The following is a 6112-nucleotide window of genomic DNA, read 5'->3' as shown; positions in this document are numbered from 1 at the left end:
GCCCCGCTCCGTACGTAACGGAGCGGGGCAGCGGCATGTCCGACGCCGAGACGGCTGCTGCGACAGCCCGCCGCCGAGGCTTTCACGCGGCCAGGGCCTCGCCGTCCTGGGCGCCGATGTCCTCCCGGTCGGCGCGGTAACGCTCCAGCATGGCGTCCGCGGTCGACAGGGCCTGCTCGGCGGTGCGCGCGCCGGTCATCACGCAGAGCGTGTAGGTGGCGTCCTCCAGCACGCGGCTGGAACGGCCGGTGGGGTGCACGTCGTGCTCGATGCGCGCATCGGCGAACCGGGCCAGTGCGGCGCGCAGTTCCTTCTCCGCCGGAAGGATCATGGTCTTCCTCTCCCCAACGCACAGCTCGCCAGACGGCCGACGCCGCCGCGAGGAACAGAATGCATGCATGGCGTCCGACGCCATGGCCCGATGCCGAGCGACACCGGGCAGATCATCGTCTGCCCGGCGGATTAAGTTCCATGCCTGTACAAATTCCGGCCCGCCTCGCCCCGCTGGATCACCACAGGTCAGAGCAGATCACAGCAGGTCACACGAGGTCGTTCCAGGGAGCCGGTGGGCCCGAGGCGAAGAAGCGGAGCAGACCCAGCAAGCGGCTGGGCGGAGGCGCGGTCCAGTGGCGCTCGCCGGGGTGCGGGACGGGATCGGCCAAGCGTCCGAGGGCCCACGTGAGGTGGATCCACAGCACCCGGGCCTCCCAGACCGGCGCGGAAGACGCACCCGGCTCGCCGTTCTCCTCCCGGTAACCGGCGAGCATGGCCGGGACGGCGGTCAGCGGCATCTTGGCGAAATCGGCGGCGGGATCGGCCCATTGGGCATCGCCCCAGTCGACGATGCCGGTGAGCCGCGCCGGCTGCGCGGAGACGAGCAGGTTCTGCGGCGCGATGTCGCCATGGATGAGGACGGTCGGGGACCGATCGGTGGAGTGGGACGGATCGGTGGAGGAGGGCGAATCGGCGGCATGGGACAGACCGGCGGCGTCGGACGGACCGGCGGGGCGGTGAGCCGCGAGCCGGCCGAACCATCCGGTGAGCCAGCGGGCGGTTCCGGCATCGAGCCAGCCGGCCCTGCGGAGACGCTCGGTGAGCGCCCAGGGGTCCGCGGCGCCGTCGTCCGCGGGGAGGGCACGTAGTTCGGGTGCGGCGGCCGGGGTCAGCCGGTGGAGCCTGGCCAGTTCCCGGCCCACCTGACGGGCGACGAGGTCGCTGTCCGAGGTGGGCAGTTCCCGGCGCGCGAGGTCCGCGCCCGGCGCCCGGGTGAGCAGCATGTACGGCACGTTCACCACCGAGCAGGTGTCGTCGAAGGCGACGACTTCGGGCGTACGTACACCCGCGGCCCGGGCGGCCGGGATGACGGCGGCCTCCTTGACCAGGTCCGGGAGGTACTGCTCGGTCCGCGGAATGCGCAGCACCAGGTCGTCGCCGAACAGGAAGACCTGGTTGGCCACTCCGGCGGGAAGGCCCCGTACGCGTTCGGTGCCGGTCCCGTGCCGACCGGCGAGGGCGGCCCATGTCTCGTCGCTCGTCTCGTACTTCAACACGGTCGAGCATGCTGGCACAGGGGACCGGGGCCAGAAGCGCGGGGGCGGCCGACGGGCGCGGGGGCGAGCGCGGCCACGGGCGCGGGCGCGCGGCCGATGTCAGAGGCATCCGCTTGAATGAGCCTTGTGACCGTTTACGACGTGGCCCGCCGACTCCCTGCCATCAACGAACTGCGGGACCTGTGCCGCTCGCTCGCGATGCTGGACGCGATCCTCAGCCCCGACTGGGAGAGCCGGTACTACTCCTTCGGCTCCGCCTGGGCCGATGGCGAGGAGCTGGCCTCCATGCGCAATGGGTCGGGAGACGAGTACTCCATCGTGTTCTCCGCGGCCGGTGCCTGCGTCCGCGGCTTCGCCCACGAGTCTGAGATGAGTCCGTACGGTCACGACGGCGAGCCCTGGCCCGGGGTGATCGACGAGCTCCCCGAGGTGTTCAGACCCTTCGCCGGGGAGCCGGCGTTCGCCGACGAGGACGGCGTACCGGCCGTCACGGCCTGCCTCTGGCGGGAGACGACGGACGATCGGTGGCACCACGGCCCCATCGACTTTCCCTCGGGCGATGCCGACCCCGACGGAGCGACGGGCCTCTTCCGGCTCCTGGCCGACCGCTCCCCCGAGGCGTACCAGCGCTTCGCCGAGGACTACTACGAGGTCTCCGTGGACCTGGGCGCGGTGAGCGACGTCTACGCGTTGCGACCGCTGAGCCGTCGGCTCGTGTCGTCGTTGCACCAGGGGGTCACGCCGGAAGACCTGGCGAAGGACGCGGCCGAAATCGGTTATCCCTGCCGTTGTCGGTAGCCCGGCCTACTGTCGAGGCATGGCGCTTTCACGCGAAGAACGCGAGCAGTTCCTGGCCGAGCCGCACGTGGCCGCGCTCGGCGTCGCGGCCGGTGACGATCGCGGGCCGCTGCTGGTCCCGATCTGGTACGCCTACGAGCCCGGCGGTCTGCCCTGGGTCCTCACCGGCGCGAATTCCCGCAAGATGCGGCGGCTCAGGGCAGCGGGCCGCTTCAGCCTGCTGGTCCAGCGTACGACGCCGACCATCAGGTACGTCTCGGTCGAAGGCCCCGTCGCGGAGGTGACGGCGGCAGCCGACGGCCTCCATCGGGAGATGGCGAGCCGCTATCTCACGGGCGACGCACTCGACCGCTACACGGCGTTCGCCGAGGCCGAGCTCTCCGACCACGCCGTGGTCCGCATGCGACCGGAACACTGGCTCTCGGCCGACCTCGGAGCGGGCTGACCGGTGCGGCGAGCGCGGTCGTCCGCCGGGCCGGGCGGGCGACTCGCGTTGCCGGGCCGGCCCGCGTACGTTCGCGCCGCGCCGGAAAGTGGCGGGATCCAACGTTGCGGCTCTGTTACGTGAGGCGCAGTCTGTGCACCGTGGGAGCGCTCCCAGGGTGACGCACGCACGCCCGCGTCACCCTGCGGCTCCCGCACCCCCCACAGGCACTATCCCCCACAGCATCCCCCACATCGCAAGAAAGGGATCGCAATGCAGCACTCGCATTGTCATGATCGCGTCATTCGCAGGGTCGCGTTACGCCCGGCTCTCCTGCTGAGCGTCCTCGCCGCCCTGCTGCTCAGCCTGATCCCCGGCAGCGGCACCGCCGCGGCCCACGGTTCGGTCATCGACCCGGCGTCCCGCAACTACGGCTGCTGGCTGCGCTGGGGCAGCGACTTCCAGAACCCTGCCATGGCCGAGGAAGACCCCATGTGCTGGCAGGCATGGCAGGACAACCCGAACGCCATGTGGAACTGGAACGGCCTGTACCGCAACGGCTCCGCGGGCAACTTCCCGGCGGTCGTCCCCGACGGCCAGCTGTGCAGCGGAGGCCAGACCGAGAGCGGTCGCTACAACTCGATGGACGCCGTCGGCGCCTGGAAGACCACGGACGTCCCCGACAGCTTCACCGTGCACCTGTACGACCAGGCCAGCCACGGCGCGGACTACTTCCTGGTGTACGTCAGCCGGCAGGGCTACGACCCCACCACCCAGCCGCTGAAATGGAGTGACCTGCAACTCCTCACCAAGACCGGCTCGTACGCGCCCAGCCAGAACTACCTGATCGACGTGAGCACGTCCGGCCTCAGCGGCCGTCACGTCCTCTACACGATCTGGCAGGCGTCGCACATGGACCAGACGTACTTCATCTGCAGCGACGTCGACTTCGGCTGACACTCGTTCCGGCCGGGAACCGCAAGACCTCACCTCCTCGCAAGACCTCACTTCCTCGCAAGACCTCACTTCCTCGCCGCGGTCCGCCGACCGCTCCGGACCGCGGCGAGGAACCGTCGCGCCACCCGCCTCACAACGACTCGCGCATCACTCGCATCAACCGGTCCCGCTGCTCATTGAAGGCGGTGCGGGCGTGCTGGAACTCGTCCGTGTCGAAGTACCGCCCCTCCGAGACGACATCGCGGTAAGCACGCAACATCGCGACCAGCTTGCCTACTTCGGCAAGGACGCGGTCATCGGCGACGAGGGCCAGTTCCAGCCTGCGGGAGAGCACGCTGCTGTCCCGCAGGACCGTCCACGCCCGGACGGACACGTCTTCGCCGTCGCCATCGCCGTGAGCGCGTGCGATGTTGATGAGGGTTTCGCTCGCCGTCGCCGTCGCGTCGAGGAACGCCACGTAGACGGCCCGGCGGTCGTCGTTCGCACGCTGCGTGCTCTCGCGTGACCATCGACGGTGTTCGACGAAGGCGGAGGCTCCCAGGGCGATGAGGGCGCCGAGCGCGGTGTTGAGTAATCCAGTCCACTCCACTCCCCTACCTTGCTCGTACCCCGACGTGCCCAACCCACTGGACTCCGCTCGCCCTGCCTCACCGCTACGGCGTTTCCGGGACGAGCCGTGAGCCGCGGACGACAACGTGGGGCAGCTATGGCAATAAACCGATACTCACCCGCATGAGTGCATCCATCCCTTTCACTTCGATCGGTGTCGAAGAGTGTTGGCGGGGCGTCGGACGCGGCGGCATGTTGGTTCGCGGAGGGGCCCTGACCTGGGCTTCACCACACACGGCGAAGGGAATCCGACATGTCCGCGACCGAACACTCCCGCCTGGCCCCGTACCTCGGGAGCCGTGAGAACCGCCAGAGCCGTCCGAACCACCCGAATCGTCAGAGCCGTCCGGGGCGTCGGACGCGGCGCAGTCGGCTGGCCGGCGGACTCGCCGCCCTCGCGCTGACCGGGGCGATGGCCGCGGCAGTCACGGCACCTGCCAGCGCGGCGCCCGAGCGTGCGGCGGTCGCGATCGCGCCCGCCGGACCCCAGGCCTGCGGCTGGAACGAGGGGCACGGCGAGCACGCGTACTACGAGCACTGCGCCACGGACACCAATGTGTGGATCCAGGTGACGCGGTGGGCCCGGCCCGACTACCACCGCTGCGTCGGTCCCGGCCGCACCAATCTCGACTACGACGCGACGGGAGCCTGGTACGACAGCAACTTCCGCGGCGGCTTGTGCTCCCACCCGGGCGACACCGCCTGACCCAGGACGACGGGCCCGCCCTTGGGCGGAGGCCGGGCCCGTCCCGCTCCCCCGCTTCGACCCCAAGCAGGCTGTTCAGTTGGCGAGTTGACAGTCGAACCAGATGCGGTGCGTGCCGTCGGTGTCGACGGTTATTCCTCCGGTGCCCGATATCCCGGCCAGCTCGCCCGTACCGCTCGAAGGCACGATGGTGAAGAACTCCGCTGTGCGGTCGCTCCCGGTCGTCGTCGCCGAGTGCACGAAGTTGAAGGCCCCCTCGCGTCCCTGCACCGAGCCTTCGAAGGACTCCATGGCCACATAGGTGCCGACGCCGGTCGACTGGTCGAAGGCGGCGGTGAACAGGGTCGCGGAGCGCCCCGAGAGCTCCTCTCCCTCGAAACGCTTCTCCATCGTCGCCACACCCACCGGCAGGCCGGTGGGCACGGCCGGTTCGGACTTCACGTCCGCCGGCACGAACGTCGTGACAGTGAAAGTCGCCGTAGCTCTCATACCCTGACCGTAGCGAGTGGGTCTGACAATGCGGCTGCGACGGGGACAGGGACGAGGACAGCAGTGGGCACTGGGGCGGGCGATGAGCGGTAACTACCTGACGGTGATTCCGGCTGATCCGTACTGGCAGCCCGGCAAGGAGGCGGCGGATCGTGCCGTGGTCGTGCTGTCCGCCATGCTCCCGGACGACGACGCCCGCCGCGGCCTCGAAGGCAGGTGGCACGACACCGTCGAGGTGGTCCACTGCGGCACCGACATGGAGAAGGTCTCCTGTCCGCACTGCGGGGCGGAGATCGCGCACGGCTGGTGGGCGGAGGCCGTCTCCGAGCGCCACGCCGAGAGCTTCACGACACTCATGGCGAGGGTCCCCTGCTGTGGCGCCGAGACGTCGCTCAACGACCTGGTGTACGACTGGCCGATGGGCTTCGCACGGTTCCGGATCGAGGTCCTGTACCCGAACCGGGGCTGGCTGACCGCCGATGAACTGGCCGCCCTCGCCCACGTACTCGGACACCCCCTGCGACAGATCCTCACCCACATCTGACGCACGGCCCTCATCCACTGCCAAATCCGCTGGGC

9 protein-coding genes are annotated in these 6112 nt (G+C 69.9%); 5 read left to right on the top strand and 4 right to left on the bottom strand.

The annotated features are described in order from the left end of the window. Positions 1-82: 82 nt before the first annotated feature. Together ACFV6E_RS24990 and ACFV6E_RS24985 are read right to left on the bottom strand one after the other, a co-directional pair. On the bottom strand, positions 83-331 hold the full coding sequence (locus tag ACFV6E_RS24990; RefSeq protein WP_385175168.1) for a DUF5133 domain-containing protein: 249 nt from the start codon (positions 329-331) through the stop codon (positions 83-85). A 208-nt stretch (positions 332-539) separates the two neighbouring features. After that, entirely contained in the window at positions 540-1550 is a 1011-nt protein-coding gene (locus ACFV6E_RS24985; protein ID WP_385464710.1) for a phosphotransferase family protein, read from the bottom strand. A gap of 126 nt (positions 1551-1676) precedes the next feature. On the opposite strand from ACFV6E_RS24985, the gene ACFV6E_RS24980 reads away from it, so the two are divergent. The 3 genes from ACFV6E_RS24980 to ACFV6E_RS24970 all read left to right on the top strand — a co-directional run bounded on the left by ACFV6E_RS24980 (position 1677) and on the right by ACFV6E_RS24970 (position 3729). After that, a complete protein-coding gene (locus tag ACFV6E_RS24980) occupies positions 1677-2348 on the top strand; it encodes a hypothetical protein (RefSeq protein WP_385464708.1) in 672 nt (223 codons plus the stop codon). A gap of 19 nt (positions 2349-2367) precedes the next feature. After that, the gene (locus ACFV6E_RS24975) at positions 2368-2793 is read left to right on the top strand and encodes a pyridoxamine 5'-phosphate oxidase family protein (RefSeq protein ID WP_385175161.1); all 426 of its coding nucleotides are present in this window, start codon (positions 2368-2370) and stop codon (positions 2791-2793) included. 252 nt (positions 2794-3045) lie between these two features. Next, positions 3046-3729, top strand: coding sequence for a lytic polysaccharide monooxygenase (locus ACFV6E_RS24970; RefSeq protein WP_385175158.1), 684 nt, complete (start codon positions 3046-3048; stop codon positions 3727-3729). A gap of 130 nt (positions 3730-3859) precedes the next feature. On the opposite strand, the gene ACFV6E_RS24965 is transcribed toward ACFV6E_RS24970, so the two are convergent. Continuing rightward, positions 3860-4318: a hypothetical protein gene (locus ACFV6E_RS24965; RefSeq protein ID WP_385464706.1), complete on the bottom strand. Its 459-nt coding sequence runs from the start codon at positions 4316-4318 to the stop codon at positions 3860-3862. A 273-nt stretch (positions 4319-4591) separates the two neighbouring features. Here ACFV6E_RS24965 and ACFV6E_RS24960 point away from each other — a divergent pair, with 273 nt between their 5' ends. After that, complete coding sequence (locus ACFV6E_RS24960; RefSeq protein WP_385464703.1) at positions 4592-5044, top strand: DUF6355 family natural product biosynthesis protein; 453 nt, start codon at positions 4592-4594, stop codon at positions 5042-5044. Between the two features lie 75 nt (positions 5045-5119). Here ACFV6E_RS24960 and ACFV6E_RS24955 read toward each other — a convergent pair whose 3' ends face one another. Next, positions 5120-5533, bottom strand: a complete 414-nt coding sequence (locus ACFV6E_RS24955; RefSeq protein WP_385464701.1) for a DUF3224 domain-containing protein — start codon at positions 5531-5533, stop codon at positions 5120-5122. Positions 5534-5615: 82 nt separating this feature from the next. On the opposite strand from ACFV6E_RS24955, the gene ACFV6E_RS24950 reads away from it, so the two are divergent. Further along, the gene (locus ACFV6E_RS24950; RefSeq protein ID WP_385464698.1) at positions 5616-6077 is read left to right on the top strand and encodes a hypothetical protein; all 462 of its coding nucleotides are present in this window, start codon (positions 5616-5618) and stop codon (positions 6075-6077) included. The last annotated feature ends 35 nt before the right edge of the window (positions 6078-6112 follow it).

The organism is Streptomyces sp. NPDC059785, assembly GCF_042732375.1.
Taxonomy (GTDB): domain Bacteria; phylum Actinomycetota; class Actinomycetes; order Streptomycetales; family Streptomycetaceae; genus Streptomyces.
This window is presented reverse-complemented; position numbering and strand designations above follow the sequence as displayed.